At 68.0% G+C, this 1,425-nt stretch carries 1 protein-coding gene; it reads right to left on the reverse strand.

Features of this window, described 5'->3' with window-relative positions; all coding sequences use genetic code 11:
- Nucleotides 1-133 precede the first annotated feature (133 nt).
- Nucleotides 134-1,369 (reverse strand): IS701 family transposase, encoded by a 1,236-nt coding sequence (locus ACZ69I_RS38975; protein WP_470837257.1) that lies wholly within the window; start codon nucleotides 1,367-1,369, stop codon nucleotides 134-136.
- Nucleotides 1,370-1,425: the final 56 nt, after the last annotated feature.

Below are 1,425 nucleotides of genomic sequence, written 5' to 3' on the forward strand. Positions count from 1 at the left end.
CTAGTAGTGCTTCGTTAGGTTGTGGGCTGTCTGCGGCTGCTCCGAGGGCTGGGCAGGGGGCGTCCGCAGGTGGTGCAGGTACCGGTCCAGCACCTCAGCAGGTCTTGAAGAAGGTCGAGGAGCTGGTAGAGGGTCAGGCCGGTGTGCGGACTTTTGGGTCGAGCCGCCTGAGGGTGAGGAATGCCTGAGCGGCGGTGACGAGGGTGACGTGGTGGTGCCAGCCGCGCCAGGTGCGGCCCTCGAAGTGGTCCAGCCCGAGGCCATGCTTGAGCTCGCGGTAATCGTGCTCGATCCGCCAGCGCATCTTGGCCCACCGCACCAGGTCAGCGGCCGGTGCGGTGGCGGGCAGGTTCGATATCCAGTAGTCCGTCGGAGTGTCCTGGCCGTCCGGCCATTCGACGAGGAGTGTCTGGACGGGCAGGACGCCGTCCCAGCGGTTGCGGCCGCCTCCCGCCTCCTGAGCTGCGGCCAGGGACTGCTTGCCCGCGGGCCGCACTGTCAGCACCGCGAACCGTGAGGTCATCGTGCCTCTGCTGCCCTGCCTCCAGGTCACCTCGGTGAACCTCTCCTCATCCGTCTCCGCTGCGAGGACGGAGACGGCTCGCGGTGGGGTGCGGTAGCGGGGGAGGGTGGGCGGTCCGAGCCCGCCATAAGCAGGCTGGTGCGGCCCGACATCCTCCGGGTGGGCGACTTCCTTCCCGTTCAGGGCCAGGACATAGGACAGTCCTCGCTCTTCGAGAGCGAGGCGGAACGGGGTGCTGACGCCGTAGCCGGCGTCAGCGACCACGACCGGCACCTTCAACTGCCACTCGGCGAGTGTGTCCAGGAGGCCGAGCGCGAGACGCCACTTCTCCCGGTGCACCACGTCGTCGGGGACTCCTGCCCTGCGGCATCGGTCCGGCTCGTCCGTCCACTCACGCGGCAGATACAACTGCCACGCCAACGGGCACGAGGCGGTGTCGGTGGCGGCATGGACACTGACCGCGACCTGGCAGTTCGCCCGTTTGCCGACCGCTCCGCAGTACTGGCGGGCCACCCCGACCGACGCCTTGCCGAACTTGGGGAACGACACGTCGTCGATCACCCACACCTCGGGCCTGATAACTCCGGACAGCCGCTCGGCGATCCGCTGCCTGACCGGCAGCGGATCCCACGGCGACTGATTCACGAACTGCTGCAGGGCCTGCATGTTCCCGTCCGGCAGACGCTCGGCCATCGGCTGGACCGACTTGCGCCGGCCGTCGAGCATCAGACCCCGCAGATAGCACTCGCCCCACCGCCGCTGATCCCGCCGCGGGAACGACCCAAACACATCGGCAACGAACTCCGCCAACTCACCCCGGAGCCGGTCCACTTCCCCCAACCTCACTCCGGGAAGCTGCCCACGAACAGCCGAGATCACTCAACGTAACGAAGCACTACTAG

The organism is Streptomyces sp. NPDC036815, assembly GCF_055609205.1.